The 25,589-nt window shown below is 70.5% G+C and carries 17 protein-coding genes and 1 pseudogene; 13 read left to right on the top strand and 5 right to left on the bottom strand.

Translation table 11 applies throughout. From position 1 onward, the window contains the following. The coding region (locus CSC62_RS18285; protein WP_425502009.1) for a DUF6404 family protein at window positions 1–116 on the bottom strand (116 nt) is incomplete at its 3' end. Window positions 117–283: 167 nt separating this feature from the next. Here CSC62_RS18285 and CSC62_RS09910 point away from each other — a divergent pair. Beyond that, complete coding sequence (locus tag CSC62_RS09910; protein WP_162406025.1) at window positions 284–1,291, top strand: integron integrase; 1,008 nt, start codon at window positions 284–286, stop codon at window positions 1,289–1,291. 10 nt (window positions 1,292–1,301) lie between these two features. Here CSC62_RS09910 and CSC62_RS09905 read toward each other — a convergent pair whose 3' ends face one another. After that, window positions 1,302–1,781: an Lrp/AsnC family transcriptional regulator gene (locus tag CSC62_RS09905; protein WP_162406019.1), complete on the bottom strand. Its 480-nt coding sequence runs from the start codon at window positions 1,779–1,781 to the stop codon at window positions 1,302–1,304. 120 nt (window positions 1,782–1,901) lie between these two features. On the opposite strand from CSC62_RS09905, the gene phhA reads away from it, so the two are divergent. After that, entirely contained in the window at window positions 1,902–2,798 is an 897-nt protein-coding gene (phhA, locus tag CSC62_RS09900; protein ID WP_162406018.1) for a phenylalanine 4-monooxygenase, read from the top strand. Window positions 2,799–2,807: 9 nt separating this feature from the next. Here the strand turns inward: phhA and CSC62_RS09895 are convergent, their stop codons facing one another. Continuing rightward, window positions 2,808–4,214 carry an FAD/NAD(P)-binding protein gene (locus tag CSC62_RS09895; protein WP_162406017.1) on the bottom strand — a complete coding sequence of 469 codons (1,407 nt, stop codon included), beginning with the start codon at window positions 4,212–4,214 and terminating at the stop codon, window positions 2,808–2,810. A 158-nt stretch (window positions 4,215–4,372) separates the two neighbouring features. Here CSC62_RS09895 and CSC62_RS09890 point away from each other — a divergent pair, with 158 nt between their 5' ends. Next, entirely contained in the window at window positions 4,373–6,526 is a 2,154-nt protein-coding gene (locus CSC62_RS09890; RefSeq protein ID WP_162406016.1) for a TonB-dependent receptor family protein, read from the top strand. A 130-nt stretch (window positions 6,527–6,656) separates the two neighbouring features. Continuing rightward, window positions 6,657–7,859 carry an amino acid aminotransferase gene (locus CSC62_RS09885; RefSeq protein WP_162406015.1) on the top strand — a complete coding sequence of 401 codons (1,203 nt, stop codon included), beginning with the start codon at window positions 6,657–6,659 and terminating at the stop codon, window positions 7,857–7,859. Between the two features lie 91 nt (window positions 7,860–7,950). Here the strand turns inward: CSC62_RS09885 and CSC62_RS09880 are convergent, their stop codons facing one another. Beyond that, a complete protein-coding gene (locus tag CSC62_RS09880) occupies window positions 7,951–8,130 on the bottom strand; it encodes a hypothetical protein (RefSeq protein ID WP_162406014.1) in 180 nt (59 codons plus the stop codon). A 159-nt stretch (window positions 8,131–8,289) separates the two neighbouring features. On the opposite strand from CSC62_RS09880, the gene ku reads away from it, so the two are divergent. The 4 genes and pseudogenes from ku to CSC62_RS09860 all read left to right on the top strand — a co-directional run bounded on the left by ku (window position 8,290) and on the right by CSC62_RS09860 (window position 11,975). Continuing rightward, window positions 8,290–9,210: a non-homologous end joining protein Ku gene (gene ku, locus CSC62_RS09875; RefSeq protein WP_162406013.1), complete on the top strand. Its 921-nt coding sequence runs from the start codon at window positions 8,290–8,292 to the stop codon at window positions 9,208–9,210. Between the two features lie 15 nt (window positions 9,211–9,225). After that, window positions 9,226–10,122: pseudogene (ligD, locus tag CSC62_RS09870) on the top strand (non-homologous end-joining DNA ligase); the annotation flags it as partial. 9 nt (window positions 10,123–10,131) lie between these two features. Next, on the top strand, window positions 10,132–11,337 hold the full coding sequence (locus tag CSC62_RS09865) for a sensor histidine kinase (RefSeq protein WP_211368968.1): 1,206 nt from the start codon (window positions 10,132–10,134) through the stop codon (window positions 11,335–11,337). Beyond that, entirely contained in the window at window positions 11,334–11,975 is a 642-nt protein-coding gene (locus tag CSC62_RS09860; RefSeq protein ID WP_162406010.1) for a response regulator transcription factor, read from the top strand. Before CSC62_RS09865 ends, CSC62_RS09860 begins: the two co-directional genes overlap by 4 nt. A gap of 10 nt (window positions 11,976–11,985) precedes the next feature. On the opposite strand, the gene CSC62_RS09855 is transcribed toward CSC62_RS09860, so the two are convergent. Next, entirely contained in the window at window positions 11,986–13,005 is a 1,020-nt protein-coding gene (locus CSC62_RS09855) for a sugar kinase (RefSeq protein ID WP_162406009.1), read from the bottom strand. A 287-nt stretch (window positions 13,006–13,292) separates the two neighbouring features. Between CSC62_RS09855 and CSC62_RS09850 the strand changes: the two genes are divergently transcribed. The 5 genes from CSC62_RS09850 (at window position 13,293) to CSC62_RS09830 (ending at window position 25,545) form a co-directional block, all read left to right on the top strand. Continuing rightward, on the top strand, window positions 13,293–16,043 hold the full coding sequence (locus CSC62_RS09850; protein WP_162406008.1) for a TonB-dependent receptor: 2,751 nt from the start codon (window positions 13,293–13,295) through the stop codon (window positions 16,041–16,043). A gap of 278 nt (window positions 16,044–16,321) precedes the next feature. Next, the gene (locus tag CSC62_RS09845; RefSeq protein WP_162406007.1) at window positions 16,322–19,447 is read left to right on the top strand and encodes a TonB-dependent receptor; all 3,126 of its coding nucleotides are present in this window, start codon (window positions 16,322–16,324) and stop codon (window positions 19,445–19,447) included. Between the two features lie 115 nt (window positions 19,448–19,562). Next, window positions 19,563–20,504 (top strand): pectinesterase family protein, encoded by a 942-nt coding sequence (locus CSC62_RS09840; RefSeq protein ID WP_162406024.1) that lies wholly within the window; start codon window positions 19,563–19,565, stop codon window positions 20,502–20,504. Next, window positions 20,501–21,565, top strand: a complete 1,065-nt coding sequence (gene pelA, locus CSC62_RS09835; RefSeq protein ID WP_162406006.1) for a pectate lyase — start codon at window positions 20,501–20,503, stop codon at window positions 21,563–21,565. The genes CSC62_RS09840 and pelA overlap by 4 nt, the downstream gene beginning before the upstream one ends. Window positions 21,566–21,714: 149 nt before the next feature. Further along, entirely contained in the window at window positions 21,715–25,545 is a 3,831-nt protein-coding gene (locus CSC62_RS09830) for a LamG-like jellyroll fold domain-containing protein (protein ID WP_211368967.1), read from the top strand. Window positions 25,546–25,589 lie beyond the last annotated feature (44 nt).

Genomic DNA, 25,589 nt, shown 5'->3' with positions numbered 1-25,589 from the left:
AGATCAATGCCGAGCCGCCAAAGCAGCTTCCAGAGCGGAGGGGCCGCAGTGGACGGCGACACGCCGAGTGTCAGCATGTGCTTCCGCATTCGTTCCAGCTTGTCGGGATCTGTCATGGGCATCTAACTACCAGTAGACCCCAGGCGGGGGCGTAATTCGGAGTGTGCGAGCAGGACCAAAGCTCGTCAATCAAGAAAATCCTACAAGGATCACGGGGTTGGCCTATGCCAGCCAAGGGCGGCTGGGCGCATTCTGCCGGCAAAAGCGGCAAGGAGGCCCCGATATGTCTTATGACGGCGAGCATGCCGGGATATCCGGCGACGTGGCGCAGCTGCGTGAGCCGCGCCTGCTGGAACAGGTCCGCAACCGGATGCGCCTGAAGCATTACAGCCTGCGGACCGAGCAGGCCTATCTTTACTGGATTCGCCGGTATATCCGCGCCTACCTGCCACGGCATCCGCGCGAACTTGATGGGGCCGTGGTCGAACACTTTCTCAGCCGCCTGGCCACCCGCGACAACGTCGCCGCCAGCACCCAGAACCAGGCACTGTCGGCGCTGCTGTTCCTGTACCGGGACGTGCTGGGCGTCGACCTGCCATGGATGGAGAACGTGGTTCGGGCCAAGCGGCCGCAGCGCCTGCCGGTGGTGCTGTCGCGGGCGCAGGTGGGCCGCCTGCTGGAGCGCTTGGCCGGGCGCGAGGCGCTGATGGCCAGGTTGCTTTATGGCAGCGGCCTGCGCCTGATGGAATGCGCGCGTCTTCGGGTCAAGGACGTGGGCCTGGAACGCAACGAACTGGTGGTGCGCGATGGCAAGGGCGGCAAGGACCGGGTGACAGTCTTGCCGGCCGTGCTGCGGCAGGATCTCGCCACGCAGCTGGTGCAGGTGCGGGCGCTGCACGCGCGCGATCTGGCCTGCGGACTCGGCCGGGTCCACCTGCCGCACGCGCTGGCGCGAAAATACCCCAATGCGGCCGCCGAGCCGGCCTGGCAATACGTATTTCCGGCCACGCGCATCTCGGTGGATCCGCGTGACGGAGTACGCCGGCGCCACCACATCGACGAGAAGGTGCTGCAGTCGGCGGTACGTCGCGCCGCCCGCGAGGCCGGGTTCGACCGGCCGGTCACGCCGCATACCCTGCGCCACTGCTTCGCCACCCATCTGCTCGAAGCTGGCGCCGACATCCGCACGGTCCAGGAATTGCTGGGCCATAAGGACGTGGCTACTACCCAGATCTATACGCACGTGCTCAACCGGGGCGCGCTCGGGGTATTGAGCCCGCTGGACCGCTGAGTCCCAGCGCTCAGCCCACCGGCAGCGGCAATCCCCGGAACGCCTTCACCGTGCGCAGCACGAAACTGGAATTGACGTCGGCCACGCCGGAGTCGTTGAGCAGGCGGTCGAGGAGGAAGCGGGAGAAATGCTCCAGATCCTGCACCCAGACGTGCAGCAGGTAGTCCATGTCGCCGGTGAGGGCGTGGCAGGCGACCACTTCGTCCCAGTCCTGGACGCGCTCGACGAAGCGGTCGATGCCGGCGGCGCCGTGCTTCTCCAGCTGCACCCGGACGAAGGCCTGCAGGCCCAGGCCCACGGCGCGCGGCTCCAGCCGGGCGGCGTAGCCGGCGACCACGCCGGCCGCTTCCAGGCGCTGGATCCGGCGCAGGCAGGCCGAGGGCGAGAGGTTCACCTGCACCGCCAGTTCGGCGTTGGGGGTGCGGCCCTGCTGCTGGAGCAGGGCCAGCAGGCGCAGGTCGGTGCGGTCGAGTTCGATCGAGGCGGCCATCGTTGCCTTGTATCAATATTTTGCGCAACAAGATTGCGTCAGTTCGTCATCGTCGCGCAAGTTCGCAAGCCCATTGCGCGGAATCGGGCCTACGCTGGGCCATCCTCCCTGGGCAGCGCCATGAACGACACAGCCTCCCCACGCCGGGTCGAACACCAGCAAACCGATCGCGGCCACATCCCGGTCTACGCCACCGGCGTGGTCGAGCAGCCGTGGCGCGACTATGGGGCCGACGACCACCGCACCTGGGGCACGCTCTACGCGCGCCAGCGCGAGCTGCTGGTGGGGCGCGCCTGCGATGCGTTCCTGCAGGCGCAGGACGCGATGGGCATGGATGCGCGCGCGATCCCGCGCTTCGACCAGCTCAACGAGGCGCTGTCGGCCGCCACTGGCTGGACCCTGGTCGGGGTGGAAGGCCTGCTGCCGGAACAGGACTTCTTCGGCCACCTCGCCGCGCGCCGCTTCCCGGTGACCTGGTGGATCCGCCGCCCGGAGCAGATCGACTACATCGCCGAGCCGGACCTGTTCCACGACCTGTTCGGGCATGTGCCTTTGCTGATGGATCCGCGCTTCGCCGACTACCTGGAGGCCTACGGCCACGGCGGGCTGAAGGCGCACGGGCTGGGCGCGGCGGCCCTGCATAACCTGGCGCGGTTGTACTGGTACACGGTGGAGTTCGGCCTGATCCGCCAGGACGACGGGCTGCGGATCTACGGCGCCGGCATCGTTTCCTCGAAGGGCGAGTCGCTGTATTCGCTGGAGTCGGAGGTGCCGAACCGGCTGGGCTTCGACCTGGAGCGGATCATGCGCACCCGCTACCGGATCGACAGCTTCCAGAAGACCTATTTCGTCATCGACAGCTTCGAGCAGCTGATGCGGGCCACCGCGCCGGACTTCGCCCCGGTGTATGCGCGGCTGGAAGGGCAGCCGGGGATCCCGGCCGGCGCGGTGCTGGCCGAGGACGCGGTGTTCCACCGCGGCAGTGGCGAGGGCTGGGCGGACGACGGCGACGTGTGAGCCTCGGCGCTACAACGCGCGCACGCGCGACAGCGGCTCGCGCACGCTCTTCGTCGCCGGAGGCCGCAGCAGCTGCGCCGCCAGCTGGTGCGCGGCCACGCGCAGTTCGGCCACCGCGGTGATCTCCCACAGCTGGCCGCGCAGCAACGTGCCCAGGCAGTAGAGGCCGCGGACCGGGCCGCCATGGCGGTCCAGCACCTCGAACTGGGCGTTGGCGCGCACGCCCAGGCCGAACGGGTCGGCGCCGAGGGTGCCGGCGTCGCGCAGCTGGCCGATCAGCGGGTGGCTGGTGCGCTCGACGTCGGTGTCCAGGCCGGTGGCGCGGACCAGGACGTCGTACTGCTCGGCGCTGGAATGGGACTGGCCGCGCTCGCGCAGGACCACTTCCACCGCGGTCTCGCCGCGGCGCGCGCGCAGGAGGCGGCCGGCACGGATCGACAGGCGGCCGTCGTCGCGCAGCTGCTGCAGTTCCTCGTGCACGCTCGGCGCCAGGCGGTGGCGGACGGCATCCCAGTGGTGGCGCAGGTGGCGCAGGAAGCGCCCGCGCTGCTCGTCCGGCAGGGTCTTCCAATAGCCCTGCAGGTAGGGCCGCAGGGCGTCGATCAGGCAGCGCCAGTCCGGGACGATCGGCACCAGGCTGCGCAGGGTGCGCAGCAAAAGGCGCACGTCGGCGCTGTTGAGCGCATGCAGCACCGTCGGCGGCAGCGCGATTGGCGGGCCGGGCTCGACCAGGTGCGCCTGCGGCAACAGGCCGTGGCGCGACAGCGCGGTGATCGGGCCGGTGTGGCCGCGGCGCACGAGGGTCACCACGGTGTCGGCCATGGTCAGGCCGGCGCCGACGATCAGCACCCGCGCGTCGTTCGGTACCGCCGCCAGCGCGTCCTCGCCGCGCAGGTTGCGCTGCCACGGCCAGGCGATGTAGCCCGGATCGACCAGCAGGCGCGGGCCCACCCCCTGCAGCCTTTGCGGCGGCAGGGTGCCCACCGCCAGCACCACCCGGTCGGTGAGGAAGTCCGAGCCGTCGGCCAGGGTCACCCGGAACGCGCCGCCTTCGCGCTCGACCGCCACCGCCTCCTGCTGCACCTGGTTGAAGCCGGCCAGCGAGACCTGCGCGGCCGACTGCAGCCGCGAGTAGAGGTACTCGCCGTAGACCAGGCGCGGCAGGAAGCTCTCCTCGGCGCGCTTGGTCAGGTTGAGCCAGCGCGCGAACTCGCCGGGCTGGTCCTGGGTGGCGCCCAGCTCGCGGGCGCGGACATTGAGCAGGTGCTCGGGCCGGGCCTCGCCATAGGCCACGCCGCGGCCGTAGCCGTCGGGCGTGCCGACCAGGCACAGGTCCACGCCGGCCGGCGCGGTGCGCGCCAGTTCCGTGGCCAGCACGCTGCCGCTGAAGCCTGCGCCGATGATGGTGATCCGCATGGGGTTCCCCTCCGTACTTCCAAGGGGTGCAAGTAGAACGGGGCGAGGGCACCGATGGGTAAAACCGGCGTTGTTTTCGCCGTGACGATCGGGAAGATGCTCATGCCGGATCGGCATGATGACGATCCGTTGTAGGAGCCGGCGAATACACTGCGCGCATGCCCCCCACGCTTCCGTTCCGCACCGCTTCGCTGGCCGCCGGCCTCTGCCTGGCATCGATTCCGGCCTGCGCTGCCGGCGAGGAACTGCGCCTGCCGGCGGTGGTGGTCACCGCGCGGGTGGAATCGGCGCCGACGTTCGACCTGCCCGCCTCGCTCGACCGGGTCGACCTGTCCGGCTACCGCAACGATGCCCAGGCCAGCCTGTCCGAGGCTTTGCGCGGGGTGCCCGGAGTGCTGGCGCGCGACCGCCAGAACCAGGCCCAGGACACCCAGCTGTCCATCCGCGGCTTCGGCGCGCGCGCCACCTTCGGCGTGCGCGGGGTGCGCCTGTACGCCGACGGCATCCCGGCGACGATGCCGGACGGCCAGGGCCAGCTGTCGCACTTCGCCCTGGCCGCGGCCGAGCGGGTCGAGGTGATGCGCGGGCCATTCTCGGCGCTGTACGGCAACTCCTCCGGCGGCGTGGTCCAGCTGTGGAGCGCCGACGGCACGCCCGAACCGCAGGCCGACCTGCGCGCCGCCGCCGGACGTTACGACGGGCTGTCGGCCAGCGCGCGCCTGCGCGGCACCCTCGGCGGCGATGCGACGGCCGATGGCACCGGCTACCACCTGGCGGCCACCAGGTCCGACAGCGACGGCTATCGCCGGCACAGCGCGGCGCGGCGCACCTCGCTCAACCTCAAGCTGCACCGCGACCTGGCCGGCGGCGGGCGGATCGAACTGGTCGGCAACGGTTTCGACGCGCCCGATGCCCAGGACCCGCTCGGCCTGACCTGGGACCAGGTGCGTGCCGACCCGCGCCAGGCCGTGGCGGTGGCCGAGCAGTACGACACCCGCAAGTCGGTGCGCCAGGCGCAGCTGGGCGCGAACTGGCGGCAGCCCTGGGGCGAGGCCACGACCCTGCGCGTCTCCGGCTACGGCGGCCGGCGCGCGGTGACCCAGTACCTGGCGGTACCGGTCGCCGCCCAGGCCAGTCCGCTCAGCGCCGGCGGCGTGGTCGACCTGGACAGCGACCATGGCGGCTTGGACGCGCGGGCCAGCTGGCAGGGCCAGGCCGGCGGACGCGACCTGGAACTGACGGTCGGCGCCAGCGGCGAACGCCAGCGCCAGCACCGCCACGGCTACGAGAACTTCGTGGACGACGGCGCCGGCGGCACCCTGACCGGCGTGCGCGGGCGGCTGCGCCGCGACCAGATCGACACGGTCGAGAGCCTGGACGGCTACGCCCAGGCCTGGTGGCGGCTGGCGCCGCGCTGGTCGCTGCAGGCCGGCGCGCGCCACAGCACCGTGCGCTTCGACTCGCAGGACCGCTACCTCACCGCGGCCAACCCGGACGACAGCGGCCGGGTGCGGTATTCGCGGCTGACGCCGGTGGCCGGGCTGGCGTTCGCGCCGACGGCCGACCTGCGCCTGTACCTGTCGGCCGGGCGCGGCTTCGAGACCCCGACCTTCAACGAACTGGGCTACCGCGCCGACGGCCAGGCCGGGCTGGCCTTCGACCTGCGCCCGGCGGCCAGCGACACCCTCGAGCTGGGCGCGAAGTGGCGCGGCCGGGCCGGCGCCGCGGTGGAAGCGGCGCTGTTCCGCGCCGATACCGACGACGAGCTGGCGGTGGCGCGCAACAGCGGCGGCCGCAGCAGCTACCGCAACGTCGGCCGCGCCCGCCGCCAGGGCGCGGAACTGTCGGCGCGGCTGCCGCTGGGCCAAGCCTGGTCGCTGCAGCTGGCGGCGACCTGGCTGGATGCGCGCTTCCGCGAAGGCTTCGCCGTGTGCGCCGCCAGTCCCTGCACCACGCCCCGGGTGCAGGTGCCCGCCGGCACCCGCATCCCCGGTCTGCCGTGGCAGCAGGCCTGGGCGCGCCTGCAGTGGCAGGGCCAGGCCTGGGAGGCGGCGCTGGAAGGCGCGGCGCTGGGCGCGGTCGGGGTGGACGACCGCGGCCAGGCCCGGGCGCCGGGCTACGGGCTGCTGCACCTGGAGGCGGCGCGCGGCTGGGAACTGGCCGGCGACCGGCGCCTGCGCGCCTTCGCCCGGATCGACAACCTGCTCGACCGCGCCCACGTCGGCTCGGTGATCGTCAACGAGGCCAACGGCCGCTACTACGAGCCCGGTCCGGGCCGCGGGGTGCTGGCCGGGCTGGAGCTGCGCCTGTAGGCCCGGTCACAGCCGAAACGGTCGAGGCGGCCCGGGCGGGCTGCTACGATTGGCCGGTTTGCGGGCGCGGCGCCGATCCGGCGCACCCATCGCCCCGCGGGCATCCCTCCACTTTCCAACAGAGCCAGCCGTGTCCTTCTTTTCGAACGTCGAACTGGTCCCGGGCGATCCGATCCTGGGCCTGACCGAGGCGTACAACGCCGACTCCCGCGCCACCAAGGTCAACCTGGGCGTGGGCATCTACTACGACGAACAGGGACGGATTCCGCTGCTCAAAGCGGTGCAGCAGGTCGAGCAGTCGCTGGCCGCCGCCGCGCGCCCGCGCGGCTACCTGCCGATCGACGGCCTGCCGGCCTACACCCAGGCCACCCGCGAGCTGCTGTTCGGCAAGGACTCGCCTTTGCTGGCCGCCAGCCGCGTGGCCACCACCCAGACCGTGGGCGGCTCGGGCGCGCTGCGGGTCGGCGCCGAGCTGCTGCGCAAGCTTTTGCCGCACGCCACCCTGGCGCTGAGCAACCCGAGCTGGGAGAACCACCGCGCGGTGTTCACCGCCGCCGGCTTCGAGGTGGTGGACTACACCTACTTCGACGCGGCCAGCCACGGCGTGGACTTCGCCGGCATGCTCGCCGACCTGGGCAGGCTCAAGCCGGGCACCACAGTGCTGCTGCACGCCTGCTGCCACAACCCGACCGGCGCCGACCTGACCGTCGAGCAGTGGAAGCAGGTCGCGCAGGTGCTCAAGGAGCGCCAGCTGTTCCCGTTCGTGGACATGGCCTACCAGGGCTTCGACAAGGGCATCGCCGAAGACGCCGCCGCGATCGGCGTGCTGGTCGAGGCCGGGATCGAGGCCTTCGTGGTCGCCAGTTCCTACTCCAAGTCGTTCTCTTTGTACGGCGAGCGGGTGGGCGCCTTGTCGATCGTCGCCCCGAGCGCCGAGCAGGCCAAGGCGGTGCAGTCGCAGATCAAGCGGATCATCCGCACCATCTACTCCAGCCCGTCGGCGCACGGCGCGGCGCTGGTGGCCGGGGTGCTGACCAGCCCGGAACTGCGCGCCCTGTGGGAAGAGGAACTGCGCGGCATGCGCGAGCGCATCCACGCCCTGCGTGGCGGCCTGGTGCAGAAGCTGGCCGAGCAGGGCCACCCGGAGTACGCCTTCATCAACCAGCAGGCCGGCATGTTCTCGTACTCGGGCCTGAGCAAGGCCCAGGTCGATCGCCTGCGCGACGAGTTCGGCATCTACGCGGTGGGCACCGGCCGGATCTGCGTGGCCGCGCTCAACCAGGGCAACTTGGAGTACGTGGCCAAGGCGGTGGCGGCGGTCAGCCGCGGCTGAGCTTCCGCGCTGGCACAGACACGGAAGGCCCGGCGTTGCCGGGCCTTCTGCTTTTGGCCGCGAGCGAAGGCGGGTCGGGTCCCCGCCTCCCTCACTCCGGCACCTTGGCAGGGATGAACGGCGAGACCGGATCGCTGGCCGGGAAGGTCTCCTCCAGCGCCTGGTCCTGGTTTTCGCTTTCGTGTTCCTTGCGCTTGCGGCGCTCGTGCGGGGTCTCCGGCTCCGGAACCTCGCCCGGGGGCGGCGGATCCTTGCGGTCGCGGGTGGCCATGGCGGCTGCCTCCTGGTGGGACGAGGCGCCATGCTTGCGCCGGGTCCGGCAAGGCGGCGTGAGACCGGCGTGTTCCCGGTGTAGGCGTCATGCTCCATCACGGCCGGCCTACGCGGCGCGTGGCAACACTGGCGCCCCACCCGTCCGGGAGTCCCGCCCATGGCCCGCCCGATCTGGACCGGCACCCTGTCCTTCGGCCTGCTCAACGTGCCGGTGTCGCTGATGACCGGCGAGCGCCGCACCGACCTGCACTTCCGCATGCTCGACTCGCGCGACCGCAAGCCGGTGCGCTACGAGCGGGTCAACGCCGAGACCGGCGAGGAGGTGCCGTGGAAGGAGGTGGTCAAGGCCTTCGAGTACGACAAGGGCAGCTACGTCGTGCTCGAGGAGGCCGACATCAAGGCGGCGGCGCCGGAGAGCCACGAGACGGTCGAGGTCGAGACCTTCGTCGACGCCGCCGCGATCGACCCGCGCTACTACGAGAAGCCCTACGTGCTGGTGCCGGCGAAGAAGGCCGAGAAGGGCTACGTGCTGCTGCGCGAGACCCTGCGCGGCAGCAACCGGGTCGGCATCGCCCGGGTGGTGATCCGCACCCGCGAGTACCTGGCCGCGGTGATGCCGCAGGGCGACGCGCTGGTGCTGATGCTTTTGCGCTATCCGCAGGAACTGGTCGACCCGGCCGACTACCCCCTGCCGGCGGGCAAGCCCTCCGACTACCGGGTCACGGCCAAGGAACTGCAGATGGCGCAGCAGCTGATCGACTCGATGAGCGGCGACTGGGATCCGGAGGCCTACAAGGACGAGTTCCGCGAGCGGCTGCAGGCGATCATCCGCAAGCGGATCAAGAGCAAGGGCGGCACCGCCCGGATCGAAGACGAGGCCGAGCCGCCGGAGGAGACGGCCACCAACGTCGTCGACTTCATGTCCCTGCTGCAGCAGAGCCTGGAGGCGAAGACCCGCACGCCGGCGAAGAAGGCCACCACCGAGCGCGCGGCCAAGGCGAAGAAGGCCCCGGCCAGGAAGGCGGCGGCCAAGGGCGCGGCGAAGAAGAAGGCCGCGCCGCGGCGCAAGGCCGGGTAGCGCGCCGTGTCGCCGCGCGGCCGCGACCGGAAACAGGACGAGGACGCCGCCGATACCGTCGCCCTGACCCACCCCGAGCGGGTGGTCTACCCGGCCGGCGGCATCACCAAGGCCCGGGTCGCCGACTACTACCGCAGGGTCGCGCCCTGGCTGCTGCCGGGCCTGGCCGGGCGGCCGCTGTCGCTGCTGCGCTGCCCGGACGGCGCCGGCGGCGAATGCTTCTTCCAGAAGCACCACGGCCCGGGCTTCGGCGACCGCGTGCATGCCGTGCCCCTTCGGCAGAAGAGCGGGATCGAGGACTACCTCTATATCGACGACGCGGCCGGCCTGCTGCAGCTGGTGCAGATGAACGCGATCGAGCTGCATCCCTGGGGATCGACCGTGGCCGATCCTGAGCGCGCCGACCGGCTGGTGTTCGACCTGGACCCGGGCGAGGGCGTGACGTGGGAACAGGTGCGCGCAGGCGCCCGCGAGGTCCGCGCGCGCCTGCGCGGGGCCGGGCTGGAGAGCTTCCTGCGGATGAGCGGCGGCAAGGGCCTGCACGTGGTGGTGCCGCTGGCGCCGGCGGTACCGTGGGAGCGGGCGCGGGAATTCTGCGGGGCTTTCGCCCGGGCGATGGAACGGCAGGCGCCGCAGCGCTGGCTGGCCAACATGCGCAAGGAGCACCGCCGCGGCCGGATCTTCCTGGACTGGCTGCGCAACACCCGCGGCGCCACCAGCGTGGCCAGCTGGTCGCTGCGCGCACGCGAACACGCCACCGTGGCCATGCCCCTGCGCTGGAACGAACTGGCGCGGATCGACTCGCCCGGCGCCTTCACCCTGGACAAGGCGCTGCGGCGCGCGGCCCGGCTGCGCAAGGATCCCTGGCACGGGATCGAGGCGCTGCACCAGGCGCTGCCCAGCGGCCCGTAGACACCGCCGTTGCCCCTGGCCTGTCGTCATCGGCGCGACCTGCCGGAAGTCACGACCCGCGCCACGGCCATTGCCAGCCGCCGGTGGCCATCCGAGCATGGCCACATGCGCCAGATGCTCAAGTCCCTGCTGCAGCCCTTGCCCCTGGCCGGGCTGCTGACCATCCTCACCGTGGCCTATTCGCTGCGCTACGCGGCGGCCGAGCACCAGCCAGTGACGTTCGCTTTGCTGGCCGGCTACCTGGTCCTGTTCGCCTGGCTGCAACTGCTGCCCGAGGGCCGGCCGCACCCGACCCGGCTCCTGGCCCTGCTCGGCATGCCGGCCATCACCTTCGCCCTCAGCGCCCTCACCGCGCGGATCGGCGCCTCCCAGGTGCTGCTGGTGATCTGGGCCGCGTGCGCGTTCGCGGTCTGGACCCCGCGCACCGCGATGGTGGCCATGGCGGTGGTCAACACCGGTTTCTACCTGCTGCTGCGCCTCACCATCAGCATCGATCCGCTGCCGATGGTCCTGATCAACCTCGGCTTCCAGGCGCTGGCGGCGATCTGCGTGCACTACGCGCGCTCGGCCGAGCACTCGCGCGACGCCTTGGCCCGGGTCAACGCCGACCTGCTGGCGACCCGCGCCCTGCTGGCCGACAGCGCGCGCGACGCCGAGCGCCTGCGCATGGCTCGCGAACTGCACGATGTGGCCGGGCACAAGCTCACCGCCATGCGCCTGAACCTGCGCGCCCTGGCCGCCGAGCCGGACCTGGCCAGCCATCCCCGGGTGCAGCTGGTCGAACGCCTCTCGGGCGAACTGCTGGCCGACATCCGCCAGGTGGTGCAGTCGCTGCGCGACGACCGCGGCCTGGACCTGGCCACCGCCCTGCGCGCCCTGGCCGCCCCCTTCCCGCGTCCGGCGCTGCAACTCACAATCGCGCCCGGCGTGCACGTAGCCGATCCGGCCGTGGCCGAGACGGTGCTGCGGCTGGCCCAGGAAGCGCTGACCAATGCCGCCCGCCACGCCAACGCCGACCGGGTATGGCTGCACATCGACCAGGAGGACACGCAGTTGCGGATCGAGGTATACGACGACGGTCGCTGCGGCGAGCGCATCCGCGAGGGCAACGGCATGGCCGGCATGCGCGAGCGCCTGGCCGCTTTGCGCGGCAGCCTGGAGGTGGACCGCACACCCGCCGGCGGCCTGCGCCTGCGGGCGAGTCTGCCGGCATGAGCGCCGCACCCACCGTGCGCGTGGCCCTGGCCGACGACCAGGCCCTGGTCCGCGCCGGCCTGCGCGCCCTGCTCGAAGCCCTCGGCGTGACGGTCGCGTTCGAGGCCGAGGACGGCCAGGGACTGCTCGACGCCCTGCAGTTGCAGCCGGTGGACGTGGTCCTGAGCGACATCCGCATGCCCGGGATGGACGGCATCGCCGCCCTGCGCGAACTGCGCGCCAGCGGCGATCCCACCCCGGTTTTGCTGCTGACCACCTTCGACGACAGCGACCTGCTCCTGCGCGCGCGCGAGGCCGGCGCCCAGGGCTTCCTGCTCAAGGACGCCGCCCCCGACGACCTGCACGCCGCGATCCTGCGCGTGGCCGGCGGCGAGACCCTGCTGGCCCCGGTCAGCACCGACCCGGTACGCGCCCGCTACCGCTTCCACGACGAGGCGCCGCCGCACGACACCTTCGGCGAGCGCGAGGTAGCGATCCTGCGCCTGCTGGCCGGCGGCTACTCCAACAAGGAGATCGCCCGCAGCCTGTTCCTGGCCGAGGGCACGGTGAAGAACTACGTCTCCACCATCCTCGACAAGCTCGGCACCCGCGACCGCACCCGCGCGGTGCTGAAGGCGATCACGCTGCGGATCATCTGAGCGGTGTACCTCAGCGCTTCACGTCGTAGCGGCCCTCGCCGACCAGGGCTTCGACGTCGGCTTCGGAGACCAGGTTGAAGTCGCCGGGGATCGAATGCTTCAGGCAGCCGGCGGCCAGGCCGAAGCGGATCGTGCGTTCCGGTTCCCAGCCTCGGATCAGGCCGTGCAGCACGCCGGCGGCAAAGGCGTCGCCGCCGCCGATGCGGTCCACGATCGGGCCGACTTCCTCCTGCGGCGCCAGCGCGGTGCCGGCCTGGCGGCCGACCAGCACGCCCGACAGCGCGTGCTGGTCGACGTTGCGCGGCGCGCGGATGGTGCAGGCCATCCACTGCAGGTGCGGGAACGCGGCGAAGGCATCGGCCGCGGCCGCCTCGACCCGGTCCAGGGCTTCGGCCTGCGGATAGCGGCCGCCCAGGACCACGCCCATGTCGCGGTAGTCGGCGAACAGCAGGTCGGCCTCGGCCATCAGCTCGGACAGGATCGCCTTCGCGTCGCCCTTCCAGACCTCCCACAGCTTGGGGCGGAAGTTGCCGTCGAAGGAGACCTTCACTCCGGCCTTGCGCGCGGCGCGGGCGGCGGCCAGGGCGGCGGCGGCGGTGTTGGCGCCCAGTGCCGGGGTCACGCCGGACAGGTGCAGCCAGTCGGCGCCGGCGAGCAGGGCGGGCCAGTCGTAGGCCTCGGCGGCGGCCAGGGCGAAGGCCGAGCCGGCGCGGTCGTACAGCACCTCGGCCGGGCGGTGGATCGCGCCGGGGGCGAGGAAGTACAGGCCCATGCGCCCGGGCACCTTGCGCAGGCCGGACGTGTCCACGCCATGGCGGCGCAGCTCGCCGGCGGCCGCCTCGCCCAAGGCGTTGTCGGCCACCGTGCCGGCCGCGGCCACCCGGTGACCGAACTGCGCCAGCGACACGCCGACGTTGGCCTCGGCGCCGCCGATCCGTGCTTCCAGCTGCGGGCTCTGCAGCAGCTTCTCGCGGCCGGGCGCGCTCAGGCGCAGCAGCAGTTCTCCGAAACACACGACACGGGCCGACATCTGTTCTCCCTCGATCTGTACGCACGCGAGCGCTGGATGGTGTCATGGCCGCGCACCGGCGGGCCAACCGGCACGCCGGACGCTATGGCCAGCGGTGTCATTCTAGCGATGGCGGCGTTCTTTCGTAGTGCGCGATGTGACCGTTAACACAGGCGCATGTGCTGCATTGCAAGATGCCCCGGCCCGGAAACCGGTGTTAGCGTTCCGTTTGACCAGCGGTGTCATGCGCTGGGAGCTCGCCATTCCGAAACACCATCTTGCGTTCGCTGAACCCTTTGGGAGGGGATATGCAGACCCGTAGCAAGCACCGGAAGACACCGGTTACCCTGCTGGCCGCCTCGATCGGCCTGGCCCTGTACGTGCCGTCGTCGTTCGCCCAGGAAGCCGCCGCGGCCGCCGAGGATGCGACCAACCTCGACACGGTCGTCGTCACCGGTTACCGCGCCAGCCTCGAGCGCGCGATCGACATCAAGCGCGGCGAAGCGGGCGTGGTCGACGCGATCGTGTCCGAGGACGTGGGCAAGTTCCCCGACCTGAACCTGGCCGAGTCGCTGCAGCGCATCCCGGGCGTGGTCATCACCCGCGATGGCGGCGAAGGCCGCAACATCTCGGTGCGCGGCCTCGGCCCGGATTTCACCCGCGTGCGCATCAACGGCATGGAGGCGCTGACCACGGTCGGCAGCACCGACCAGAACGGCGGCACCAACCGCAGCCGCGGCTTCGACTTCAACGTCTTCGCCTCGGACCTGTTCTCGCAGATGATCGTGCGCAAGACCGCCTCGGCCGACGTCGAGGAAGGCTCGCTGGGCGCGACCGTCGACCTGCGCACCTCGCGTCCGTTCGACTATGACGGCTTCACCTTCGCCGCCAGCGGCCAAGCCAGCTACGGCGAGATGTCCGAGCAGGCCGACCCGCGCGTGGCGGCCCTGGTCGCCAACACCTGGGCGGACGGCAAGTTCGGCGCCCTGGTCTCGGTTGCGTACTCCGAGAAGAGCACTCTGGAAGAAGGGTCGGGCAGCGGCCGCTGGGCCGGCGGCAACAGCAACGGTGGTTTCAACGCCGCCTCGCCGTTCACCGATGCCATGGCCTCCAACGTCTTCCATCCGCGCTTTCCGCGCTACACCTGGATGGAACACGACCAGAAGCGCACCGGCGTGACCGCGGCGCTGCAGTTCAAGCCGACCGACTCCACCGAGTTCGCGCTCGACGCGATGTACTCCAAGATCGACGCCACCCGCCGCGAGCACTACATCGAGGCGATCTCCTTCAGCCGCAGCGCCTCGCAGGGTGGCAAGCCGGAAACCATCGTCAACGACGGCTACATCGATCCGGCCACCGGCGCGCTGCTGTACGGCGAGTTCGACAATGTCGACGTGCGCGCCGAGAACCGCTACGACGAGTGGGATACCGTCTTCAAGCAGATCAGCCTGAGCGGCACCCACGAGTTCAGCGACGCCTTCAAGATCAACGGCAAGATCGGCACCTCGTCGTCCGAGCACGACAACCCGGTCCAGGCGACGATCATGATGGACAAGCTGAACGTCGACGGCTACAGCTACGACTACCGCGGCGACAAGTGGGCCCCGGTGATCGACTACGGCATCGACCCGACCGATCCGAACGGCTGGACCCTGTCCACCGTGCGCATGCGCGCCAACCAGGTCGAGAACGATTTCGACGTGGGCGAGCTGGACTTCAACTGGGCCATCAGCCCCGGTTTCCGCCTCAAGGGCGGCATCGTGGCCAAGGACTACAGCTTCAACTCGCGTGAGTGGCGCCGTACGGCGAACGAGGCTTCCGCGCCCAACTTCGCCGACGGCACCCGGATCGTGCCCGTGGACATGATCCAGAACGCCGGCCTCAGCGGCGTGGACGGCTCCCCGGGCAACTGGGTGGTGCCTGACTTCGATGCCATCGCGGACTACTACGACATCTTCAGCGGCGAGGGCACCTGGGCGTTCAGCTCCTATGCCGCAAGCGTGCGCAGCGTCGAGGAAGAGGATCGCGGTGCCTGGCTGATGGGCGAGTTCTCCACCGACCTGGGTTCGATCCCGTTCTCGGGCAACTTCGGCGTGCGCCACGTCAAGACCAAGCAGCGCGCCACTGGTATCGCCACCAGCTCCAGCGCCCCGGTGACGGTGGTCAGCAACCGCGAGTACAGCGACACCCTGCCGTCGCTGAACCTGGTCGCCGAAGTGGCGCCCGACTTGCTGGTCCGCTTCGGCGCGGCCAAGGTGATGTCGCGTCCGGGTCTCGGCAGCCTGACCCCAGGCAAGACCGTCAGCGTCAGTGGTGGCTCGCGCAATGTCACCGAAGGCAACCCTAACCTGGATCCGATCCGTGCCACGACCTACGACCTGACCGGCGAGTGGTACTTCCAGGATGCCGGCATGCTGAGCCTGGGCCTGTTCTACAAGGACATCGAGAGCTTCGTCCAGACCACCCGCGAGGTGCGTCCGTTCAACACCAGTGGCCTGCCTGACAGCATCGCCACCAGCTATGGCCTGAGCCCCACCGATGACTTCACCTTCTCCAAGCCGGTGAACACCCCGGGCGGTCCGCTGAAGGGTGTGGAAGCGAACTACATCCAGCCCTTCACTTTCCTGCCAGGCATCTGGTCCAACCTCGGCGTGCAGCTGAACTACACCTTCGTCGACTCCCAGATCCAGTACCTGACCAGCTCCGGTGCGTTGTCGTACAAGACCGACCTGACCGGCCTGTCCCGCCACTCGTGGAACGCCACCCTGTTCTACGAAGGCGAGAAGTTCGCCGGCCGCGTCTCGGCCACCAACCGCGACGATTACCTGATCCAGGTGCCGGCGACGGAAGCAGGCTTCGACGTCCACGGCCAGACCGGCACGACCTACGTGGATGCGTCGCTGCGCTACAAGCTCAGCGAGCAGGTCGAGTTGAGCCTGGAAGGCATCAACCTGACCAACGAGCCGCAGCAGTCGTGGGTCGGCGCCTCCTCGCAGCTGCCGCTGGACTACAGCGAGACCGGTCGCCAGTACCTGCTGGGTGTGCGCTACAAGTTCTAAGCGGTACCACGTTCATCGCCTGACGATGGAAGGCCGGAGCGGCGCTGCCGCCCCGGCTTTTTTCGTTTCCGGAAAAGCATCGCGCCCGGTGTTGCGCTGCAAGATGCCAAGCGCCGGGGACGCTGCTACGTTCCGTTTTGACCATCGGTGTCATCGACACTGAAACGCATGGGGCGGCCAACGCCACCCGCCCATTCAACACGGACGCACGATCCAAGCCCTGGGGAGGGAGAACGAAGATGTCGAATCACGCAATCCGCCGAAAGACACCGGTTACCATGCTGGCCACCGCGATCGCGGTAGCCCTCTCGGCGCCGGTGGCGGCGCAGGAATCGCAGGCCTCCCAGGGGGCTACCGAACTCGACGCGGTCGTCGTCACCGGCTATCGCCAGAGCCTGCAGAAGTCGCTGGACGAGAAGCGCTACTCGACCGAGCAGGTCGATGCGATCTTCGCCGAGGACATCGGCAAGTTCCCGGACCAGAACCTGGCCGAGTCGATGCAGCGCATCGCCGGCGTGTCGATCGACCGCGAGGGCGGCGAGGGCCAGCGCATCTCGATCCGCGGCCTGGGCTCGGATTTCACCCGCGTGCGCCTCAACGGCCTCGAGGCGCTTGCCACCGCCGGCACCGGCACCGCCGGCGTCAACCGCAGCCGCGGCTTCGATTTCAACACCTTCGCCTCCGAACTGTTCTCGCAGGTCAAGGTCAACAAGACGCAGTCGGCGCAGATGGACGAGGGCTCGCTGGGCTCCACGGTCGACCTGCGCGGCTCGCGGCCGTTCGACTTCGACGGCTTCCGCGCCTCGGCCAGCGCCCAGGTCGGCTATGGCGAGCTGGCGGAAGAGTACGATCCGCGCGTGTCCGGCCTGATCTCCAACTCCTGGGGCGACGGCCGCTTCGGCGCCCTGCTGTCTGCCTCCTACAGCAAGCGCAATGTCTACGAGGAAGGCTACAACCCAGTGCGCTGGGAGCACGGCAACCACCGCAACTCCAACCAGTCCAACGCCAACAACAACGGAACCTACGGCTTCTGCTCGCCGGTCGGCTACGATCCGCAGACCCCGCGCAACCCGCTGTCCAACGAGACCGCGCAGGGCGTGGGATCGGCGGCCAACCAGGCGCGCAGCAACGGCTGGGGCAGCTACGGGATCGACGCCGAGAACTGCGGCACCGGCCTGCCGCGTCCTGCGGCCACCCCGGAGAACATCGCCGCCTACGAGACCGCGACCAACGCCTGGATCCCGCGCTACCCGCGCTACATCCGCACCGCCAGCGAGATCGAGCGCCTGGGCGTGACCGGCGCGCTGCAGTGGCGCGCCTCCGACGACACCCTGCTCAGCTTCGACGCGATGTATTCGGAGCTGAAGAAGGACCAGCGCGAGGATTCGCTCGGCGCCAACCTGCACCGGGCGGCCAACCTGGGCGGCAAGACCCAGATCGTGGTCCGCGAGGCCGAGGTGGACGACATGAACCGCCTGACCTATGGCGTGTTCGACAACGTCGACTTCCGCACCGAGTCCACCAACATCCAGGAATCGACCAAGTTCCAGCAGTACAGCCTGTCGCTGGAGCACCACGTCAACGACGCGGTGCGGGTGGACGCGCAGCTGGGCCACTCCAGCTCGGACTACGAGCGCCCGGTGTTTTCGCTGGTCAGCTTCGACAACCAGAACCAGGACGGCTTCGTGCTCGACCTGCGCGGCGATCCGGACATGCCGCGCATGACCTTCCCGTTCGCGCTCAACGATCCCAACGCCTGGTCGTGGCTCGGCTATGGCGCGGTGCCGGTGAACAGCAACGGCACCGCCCGCGGCACCAACATCAGCGAAGTCCGCCTGAACCCGAGCTTCGTCGAGAACAGCTTCGACACCGCCAAGGTCGACCTGCAGTTCGACATCAATCCGACCTTCACCCTGCGCGGCGGCTTCGCCTACAAGAACTACGACATGAGTTCGGAGGAGTACCGCCACATCAGCTACGGCCGCCTGGCCCAGGCACTGCCGGACGGGGTGAGCATCGCCGACCTGAGCACCACCCTGGACGGCTTCGGCAAGAACCTGTCCGGCGCGCCGGGCAGCTGGCTGGTCCCGGATTTCGGCAAGGTGGTCGAGCTGCTGGACATCTACTGCAACTGCGACAACGGCGCGCAGGGCGGCGACTACCGCCTGGCCAGCGTCGGCCACTACGGCTCCTCCAACAACAACTTCGAGGTCAACGAGAAGAGCCTGGGCACCTACCTGCAGCTGGACTTCAACAGCGAGCTGCTGGGTCGCGCCTTCCGCGGCAATGTCGGCGTGCGTGTGGTCGATACCCAGATCACCGCCTCGGGCTGGGCCCCGTGCGCCGCCGCGAGTGCGGCCAACAACTCGCCCAACTGCCAGGCCTTCTTCGGCGTGGCCAGCGCCACCGCCGCCGCCGGTGACCGCTATCTGGTGCGCAGCGTCGTCAACCACGACTACCAGGACGTGCTGCCCTCGCTGAACCTGGCCTGGGACCTGAGCGACGAGCTGGTGCTGCGATTCGGCGCGGCCAAGACCATGGCCCGCCCGACCCTGGCCTACCTCTCGCCCAGCGTCAGCGGCGGCCCGACCCAGTACTTCGACGACGGCCGCACGTTCTCGATCAACCTGGGCAACCCCAAGCTCGACCCCTACCGCTCCACCAACTACGACCTGAGCCTGGAGTGGTACTTCGCCGAGGGCGCGCTGCTTTCCGGCGCGGTGTTCTACAAGGACATCGAGAGCTACATCCAGCGCACCCGCCTGATTTCCACCTGGGAGGGCATGGGCTACTCGCTGGACCTGCTGCCGGCCGGCTTCACCGCCGACACGCGCTTCAACGTGCAGAGCTACTACAACACCCCGGGTGGCCCGCTCAAGGGCTACGAGATGACCTACCAGCAGCCGTTCACCTTCCTGCCCGGCTTCTGGAGCAAGTTCGGCGTGCAGCTGAACTACACCCATGTCGATTCGGACATCCAGTACTGGTTCAGCAGCTCGTCCAATAGCAATACTCAGGTGGTCACCACCGTCACCGAGAACCAGCTGCTCAACCTCTCGCCGAACTCGTACAACGCCACCGTGTACTACGATGACGGCCGCTTCAGCGCGCGCGTGTCCACCAGCTACCGCGACGGCTACATCAGCGAGATCCTCAGCCGCGAGAACGTCTGGGACCTGGACGGCAACGAGCTGACGACCGCCGACGTCACCGGCAAGGACTCCGTCCAGAACGTGGACTTCAACATGTCCTACAAGGTCACCGACAAGCTCTCGCTCACGTTCGAGGCCATCAACCTGCTCGATACGCCGGACCAGCGCTACGTCGACTCGACCCTGCAGATGCCCGACCGCTACACCGTCAACGGCCGCCAGTACTACCTCGGCGCGCGCTACCGCTTCTGACGTGTCTGCCCGGCCACGCCCGTCCCCCCTCTCCTTCGGGCGTGGCCGGTCCGCCCGGTCGTGCCTCCCGCCCGCGCACCGGCGCGGGCGGGAGCCGACAGGGCACCTTCTCTTCCTGCTGCTGGCCTGCGCATCCGCTGCGCAGGCCGGCACGGCCCCGGGCGCGGTCGCGTCCTTCAGCGTCTCCGCTGGCGGAGACGGCAGCCACCGCACGGTGCAGGCGGCGATCGATGCCGCCGTCGCCGCAGGCGTTCCTGCGCGGATCCACGTCACGGCCGGCATCTGGCGCGGGGTGGTCGATATCCCCACCGGTGCGCCGCCGATTGAGCTGGTCGGCGACGGCGCCGGGCGCACCGTCCTGGTCAACGACCACTTCGCCGCGCGCATCAACCCCGTCACCGGCCAGCCGTTCGGTACGTTCGGCTCGGCCACGGTGTTCGTGCGCGGCGACGATTTCCGCGCCTCGCGGCTGGCGATCGCCAACGACGCCGGACCGGTCGGCCAGGCGGTGGCGCTGGCGGTGATCGGCACCCGCGCCGCGTTCGAGCACGTGCGCTTGCGCGGCCACCAGGACACGGTGTACCTCCAGGGCCGCGACAGCGTGTCGTGGTTCGGCGACTGCGAGGTCGAGGGCACCGTGGACTTCATCTTCGGCGCCGGCACCGCGCTGTTCGAGCGCTGCCGGATCCGCTCCCTGGGCGACGGCTACGTCACCGCCGCGGCCACGCCGCAGGGGCGCGCCTTCGGTCTGGTGTTCCGCGACTGCGAGCTGGCCGCCGCGCCGGGCGTGCGCAACGTGTACCTGGGCCGGCCCTGGCGCGACCACGCCCGGGTGGCCTTCCTCGACAGCCGCCTCGGCGGCCACATCCTAGCGGCGGGCTGGCACGACTGGAACCAGCCGCACCGCCAGGCCAGCGCCTTCTTCGCCGAGGCCGGCAATACCGGCCCCGGGGCGGCCACCGACGCGCGCGCGCCCTGGTCCCACCGTCTCGATCCGGCCCAGGCCGCCACCTACACCCGGGACGCGATCCTGGGCGACTGGAGACCCTACGAATGACCCTGCCCCCGCTGCACCGCCTCTTGCCGGCGCTGGCCGCCTGCCTGCTCTGCGCCTGTGCAAGCGCGGCCACCCCCGCCGCAGCGCCGGCGACCGACCCGGTGGCCGAGAACATGCTTTTGCTGCAGACCCCGTCCGGCGGCTGGTCCAAGCATTACCGGGAGGCGAAGGTCGACTACGCTCGGGTCTACGACCAGGCCGAGCGTGCCGCCTTGCAGGCGCCCGGCCGCCACGACGACGCCACCCTGGACAACAAGGCCACAACCACCGAGATCGCCTACCTGGTGCAAGCGCACGCCCGCACCGGCAACCGCGCCTATCTCGACGCCGCGCGCCGCGGCGTGGACTGGCTGCTGGCGGCGCAGTACCCCAACGGCGGCTGGCCGCAGTTCCATCCGGACCATTCCTCGTACCGCCACCAGATCACCCTCAACGACGATGCGATGGTGCACGCGATCGCCCTGCTGCAGGCGATCGCCGAGGGCCAGGAAGCGCTGGCGGCACTGACCCCCGAGTACGGCGCGCGCGCGCGCGCGGCGGTGGCGCGCGGCATCGACTGCCTGCTCGCCGCCCAGGTCCGGATCGGCGGCACGCCCACGATCTGGGCGGCCCAGTACGACGAACACTCTCTGCAGCCGGCCAAGGCGCGCGCCTACGAACTGCCCTCGCTTGCGGTGGCCGAGTCGGTCGGCGTGCTCCGCCTGCTGATGCGCCAGCCGCAGCCGGACGCCCGCATCGTCGCCGCGGTCGAGACGGCCGCGGCCTGGCTGCAGGCGCACCGCCTGCCCGACCTGGCGTTCGAGATGGTCGATGCCCCGCAGGCGCCGGGAGGCCGCGACCGGCGCCTTTTGCCACGTGCCGGCGCTTCGCTGTGGGCGCGGTTCTACGACCTGGAGCGGCAACAGCCGCTGGTGGCCGATCGCGACAGCCGGCCGGTGGCGTTCGAGGAACTGCCGCACGAACGCCGCACCGGCTACGCCTGGTACGGCACCTGGCCGGAGAAGCTGCTGGCCGAGGAATTGCCGCGCTGGCGCGCGGCCCAGGCGGCGGCCGCGCGCTGAGCCTTGCATGCCCTCCGGCCGCACCCGTCCTGCCCATTCCGACCCGCCGCGCCCGCCCGGTTGAGGCATGCTCGGCTCCGGCACGGCCGGGCCGCGCCGCAGCGATGCCCTCTTCTTCGCAGTACCCGAAAAGTGGAAGTCCCGATCCGATGAACAGCCCTCGCCCCTCCCTGCTCGCCGCCGCCCTGGCCACCGCCTTCGCCGCCCTGCCCGCGGCCGCCGCTCCCGGCACGCCGCAGCTGCTGTTCCGGGTCTCGGCCGACCAGGGCTTCGTCGCCGACACCGCCGCCGGCGACCCGGTGCCGAACTTCCAGGACAAGGTGAAGATCGTGCCCACCGGCGTGCAGGGCGGTGCGATCGAGTGGGCCGACGACGGCGTGCTGTCGTGGAACGCGCCGGGGAACATCGACGCCCAGCGCGGCACGCTGTCGTTCTTCTGGCGCCCGCGCTACGCGGTGGGCGAGGCGCCGTTCGTGATCTTCCGGGTCGGCTACGCCGACCACAGCAGCTGGGACATGGCTTGGCTGCGGATCGACTGGAACGGCCACGGCTTCGACGCCTTCGTCACCGATGCCAACCTGGCGCGGACCCGGGTCTCGTTCAGGCTGGACGCCTTGCCGGACGCGAAGTCCTGGACCCACCTGACCTTCGCCTGGGACGAGGCCGCCGGCGTGCGCCTGTACGTGGACGGCCGGGAAGCGGCGCGGGTGGACGCCGCATTCGACGGCGACGCCGCCCTGGACCAGCTCGGCCTGGCCGGGCGGGTGATGGCGCCGTACCAGGTGCAGAGCCGCTACAACTTCCTGCGCGGCGGTGACTTCGACGAGATCCGGGTCTACGACCGCATGCTCGACGGCGACGGCGCGGCCGCGCTGTCGCGGCGCGGCGACCTGGCCAAGGCGACGGCGGCCACCGCCGCCGATGCCGGCGACGATGCGCGCCGCCAGGCCTGGCTGCACCGCTACGGCTGGGACCATGGCAAGGCGCCGCCCGTGCTGCAGGCGGCCACCACTTCGATCCGCAAGCTCGAGTTCGCCGACGTGCGCGACAAGAAGCAGTGGATGTGGAAGGGTACCGACGGCATTCCGGAGACCACCTGGCCGGGCGTATACAACCGCTCGCGCCTGCCCGGCCGCAACGACTACTTCCAGCTGCCGGACTGGAACACCTACGTCGAAGGCGGCCAGGCCCTGGACCTGGCGATGCCGGACGAGCCGTTCAACCGGATCGAGATCCGCGGCGCGGCCTTCGGCCAGGCGCAGTACGGCGCCGACGCCGGCCACCTGCAGCCGCTGTTCGCGCGCGGACAGGGCACGGTGCGCAGCGTGGACCAGTTCGCCGCGCGCCGCGGCGGCCACCTGCGCTTCGCCAACGACGTCCAGGAGACGCCGATCCAGGAGATCTGGGCCTACAACGTCACCGATGCGGCCGAGCCGGACGGCACGGTCAAGCAGCGCTATCTCGTCGACAGCGGGGTGCTGCCGGACTACGAGAACGTGCAGGCGCTGCGCCGCCATATCGACAGCCGCTTCCCGGCGGCGGAGCGCAGCACGGTGATGGCGTTGCCCAAGGGTGCCGGCTCGCGCAGGCGCGACGCGGCCTCCTTGCCGGCCTCGCCCGATCCCATCGTCCACATCGTGATTCCCTCCGGGGTCGGCGCCGCGCCGGCGGCGCAGCCGCTGATCCGCAGCTGGGCGCACAGCTGGGAGAACATGTACGACGGCCTGGACGGCGTGGCCATCGACATCCCCGCGCTGGACCTGCCGGCCACGCACGATGGCCCGGACGGGCCGGTCATCCCGCTCAACATCCGGGTCAAGGACCCGATCTGGCCGGCGCGCGACATGATCGACGTCTCCGTCTCGGTGCGCCCGAAGCAGGCGCGCACCGTATGGCTGGACCTGCGCGACCGCATCCTCACCGAGGACAGCCTGTGGATCAGCGTGGCCAGCGCCGCGCCGGGCTTCACCGCCGCCTCGCTCGACGGCGCCCAGGTGCGGCTGGTGTTCAAGGACCGCGCCGAGGCGATCCGGGAACACGTCGCCGACCGCTTCAACCAGGCCCGCGACAACTGGGGCTTCCTGGTCGAGGAGCACACCACCTCGCGCCGCCAGCAGCTGTACGCGCGGGTGCACGCCGACCTGTCCGACCTCTTGCGGGTCGACCCGGACCACGAGCAGGGCCGCCGCTACTGGAACTACATCAGCTACAACAGCCAGGGCCGGCCGCCGGTGGAACTGCCGCAGCCGCCGAAGGACGTGCCGCGCTGGGCGTTCCTGCAGCTGGAGGACCTGAAGTACGTGCGCCGCTTCATCGACTGGTGGATCGACGAGCGCCAGGTCGAGTACGGCGATTTCGGCGGCGGCCTGTCCGACGACTCCGACCTGGTCCAGCAGTGGCCGGGCGCGGCGCTGATGGGAATCAAGCCGGACAAGCTCAACGCCTCGCTGACCGCGGTGTCCGACGCGATCTACCGCAACGGCATGTTCGCCAATGGCCTGAGCACGATCGAGACCGACGAGCTGCATTCCTACGAGGAGGGCATCAACGCCAACAGCGCCATGCTCTACCTCAACTGGGGCGACCCGCTGACGGTCGAGCGGCTGATGGAGACGGTCAAGGCCTTCGACGAGCGCATCGTCCTGCCCAACCCGCAGAGCCACCTGCTGTTCTCCAGCAACTGGTTCGGCGGCAACAAGGTCTACCGCGAGCCGAATTGGCAGTGGCAGAAGCCGTACTCGTTCCCGGCGCTGCACCCGGCCTACCTGGTCGGCGCCTGGAACGCCGATCCCACCGGCCGCAAGCTGGTCACCGGCCTGGCCGACGGCTACCTCGCCCACGCCTACACCGCCGAGGACGGGCAGTGGGTGCTGCCGAACGAGATCAACTGGGCCACCGGCAAGACCCGCGGCGGCGAGATGGTCAAGGGCTCGGGCGGTGGCGACACCATGCACCTGTTCTGGACCGCCTGGCGCTGGAGCGGCGACGACAAGTACCTCAAGGCGCTGGACTACCGCGCCATGCGCAGCGGCGTGGCCAGCCTGGGCAACCTGGGCGAGAACTTCGTCGGCGTGCTCGGTCGCCAGGACGACTGGGGCAGGGCGCTGGTGGCGGCCGCCGACAAAGGCGACACCGGCTTCGCCAGCGTGATGGCCTGGCAGCAGACCGGCGACAAGAAGTACCTGGAAGCCGCGCATGCCGAGTCGATCCAGCTCAAGGCCTTGCGCGAGTACATGGTCACCGAGGGCCACTGGTGGTCGGATCGGGTGGAGTCGGCCAGCGAGCTTTTGCAGCGCGAGCGCCTGGGCGGCGTGGCCCTGGAGCGCAACCAGTCCTGGCCGGGCCACACTGTCAGCTGGCGCTTCGCCCGCGACGGCGGCGCCGAGCAGGTGGCGATCCTGATGCCGGACGCGCGCCGCGACCGCTTCAGGGTGATCGGCCACAACGTCGACGCCAAGGCGCAACCGGCGACGATGACCGGCTGGAACGTCGAGCCGGGCACCTGGCGCATGCGCTGGGGCGTCGACCGCGACGGCGACGACCGGATCGACGGCAAGGCGTCCAGCCGCGAGTTCACCTTGGAGAGGAGCGCCTCGGTGGAGGTGGAGTTCCCGGCGCGGCAGACGGTGGTGATGGAGTTCGAGCGGATCGCGGCAGGCACGCCGGTGGAACTGCGCCCGGACCTGGGCATCGGCCGCGGCGACCTGCGGGTGGACGGCGATGCGGTCGAGGTCACCGTGCACAGCCTGGGTCATGTCGCCGCCGCCGGCGGATACGCCGTGCTCGAGGACGCGCGCGGACGCGAGCTGGCGCGGGTGCCGGTGCCGGCGCTGGCGGCGCCGGGCGACCTGCAGCCGAAGACCGCGCAGGTGCGGCTGCCGCTGGGCGGCCGCGCCGCGGACGGGCTGCAGGTGCGGGTGGCGCTGGAGGGCGATGCGGAGGAAGTGACTCGGCTCAACAACGTGCGCAGGGTGCGGTGAATCCGCTTCGGTTCACGGCCAGGGAAACCTGGCCGCGGCGTCGC

Origin of the sequence: Pseudoxanthomonas jiangsuensis, assembly GCF_010093185.1 — a bacterium.
Classification (GTDB): domain Bacteria; phylum Pseudomonadota; class Gammaproteobacteria; order Xanthomonadales; family Xanthomonadaceae; genus Pseudoxanthomonas; species Pseudoxanthomonas jiangsuensis.
Note: the sequence above shows the minus strand (reverse complement) of the source record. Positions and strands in the feature narration are given on the sequence as shown.

Coding starts and splice junctions, on each gene's coding strand:
- ku (WP_162406013.1), top strand. CDS start 8,290: ATGGCCCGCCCGATCTGGACCGGCACCCTGTCCTTCGGCCTGCTCAAC.
- CSC62_RS09850 (WP_162406008.1), top strand. CDS start 13,293: ATGCAGACCCGTAGCAAGCACCGGAAGACACCGGTTACCCTGCTGGCC.
- CSC62_RS09860 (WP_162406010.1), top strand. CDS start 11,334: ATGAGCGCCGCACCCACCGTGCGCGTGGCCCTGGCCGACGACCAGGCC.
- pelA (WP_162406006.1), top strand. CDS start 20,501: ATGACCCTGCCCCCGCTGCACCGCCTCTTGCCGGCGCTGGCCGCCTGC.
- phhA (WP_162406018.1), top strand. CDS start 1,902: ATGAACGACACAGCCTCCCCACGCCGGGTCGAACACCAGCAAACCGAT.
- CSC62_RS09910 (WP_162406025.1), top strand. CDS start 284: ATGTCTTATGACGGCGAGCATGCCGGGATATCCGGCGACGTGGCGCAG.
- CSC62_RS09845 (WP_162406007.1), top strand. CDS start 16,322: ATGCTGGCCACCGCGATCGCGGTAGCCCTCTCGGCGCCGGTGGCGGCG.
- CSC62_RS09830 (WP_211368967.1), top strand. CDS start 21,715: ATGAACAGCCCTCGCCCCTCCCTGCTCGCCGCCGCCCTGGCCACCGCC.
- CSC62_RS09890 (WP_162406016.1), top strand. CDS start 4,373: ATGCCCCCCACGCTTCCGTTCCGCACCGCTTCGCTGGCCGCCGGCCTC.
- CSC62_RS09855 (WP_162406009.1), bottom strand. CDS start 13,005: ATGTCGGCCCGTGTCGTGTGTTTCGGAGAACTGCTGCTGCGCCTGAGC.
- CSC62_RS09880 (WP_162406014.1), bottom strand. CDS start 8,130: ATGGCCACCCGCGACCGCAAGGATCCGCCGCCCCCGGGCGAGGTTCCG.
- CSC62_RS09905 (WP_162406019.1), bottom strand. CDS start 1,781: ATGGCCGCCTCGATCGAACTCGACCGCACCGACCTGCGCCTGCTGGCC.
- CSC62_RS09895 (WP_162406017.1), bottom strand. CDS start 4,214: ATGCGGATCACCATCATCGGCGCAGGCTTCAGCGGCAGCGTGCTGGCC.